Source organism: Peribacillus sp. P4_C12 (assembly GCF_056402095.1).
This window is the reverse complement of the sequence record NZ_JBFUIB010001098.1, coordinates 1-685: the sequence shown is the minus strand read 5'-3', so window position 1 is coordinate 685 and position 685 is coordinate 1. Positions and strand designations below refer to the sequence as shown.

Below are 685 nucleotides of genomic sequence, written 5' to 3'. Positions count from 1 at the left end.
AAGAGGTTAGAGGTGCTGTAAGTATGTATATTCGATTCTATAACCATCATCGCTTCCAGAAAAAATTAAACAACCTGAGTCCATATCAATATAGAACTCAGGCTGCTTAATTGGTCTTTTTTATTTCTGTCTATTTGACAGGGGTCACTCCACCCCCAATGGTAACGCAACATATCACGGGGCGAATACGACCATTAATTGAAAGAGCTGGAGATGTCCGAATTTCTCTCTCTAGTGTAATTGGCAGTATCGGTTTACTAGAACGTGAAAATGCCACTATTTTATATGCAGCCTTAATGAAAACAGGTCGAACGTGCATTAGCTGAAGATCGGAGCTGTCTTTAAGTAAATGTTTTCAGCTCTTCCCTTCTAGAGATACAGGTGAGTTTTTTAATTATAATCACTTCCTTAATTTAATTTAATTTTCTATGTATATAACTCTTAACAATATCAAAACCTATGAATAGCAACACATTACATTCATAGGAGCTGACAACATGGCTAGAAATAACAACAGTAATCAATTAGTAGTTAACGGTGCAGAGCAAGCTCTAGAACAAATGAAATACGAAATCGCTAGTGAATTCGGTGTTACACTTGGCGCTGATACAACATCTCGTGCAAACGGATCTGTTGGTGGAGAAATTACAAAACGTTTAGTGCAAATGGCTGAACAACAATTAGG

At 37.1% G+C, this 685-nt stretch carries 3 protein-coding genes; all 3 read left to right on the top strand.

Annotation, left to right across the window (positions count from 1 at the left end; all coding sequences use genetic code 11):
• On the top strand, positions 1-110 hold a 110-nt coding region (locus AC1DUW_RS31550), incomplete at its 5' end, for an IS3 family transposase (protein ID WP_477642355.1).
• Positions 111-158: 48 nt separating this feature from the next.
• A complete protein-coding gene (locus AC1DUW_RS31545) occupies positions 159-326 on the top strand; it encodes a hypothetical protein (RefSeq protein WP_477644543.1) in 168 nt (55 codons plus the stop codon).
• A gap of 171 nt (positions 327-497) precedes the next feature.
• Positions 498-685: small, acid-soluble spore protein, alpha/beta type (locus tag AC1DUW_RS31540; protein ID WP_477644542.1), on the top strand; the 188-nt coding region annotated here is incomplete at its 3' end.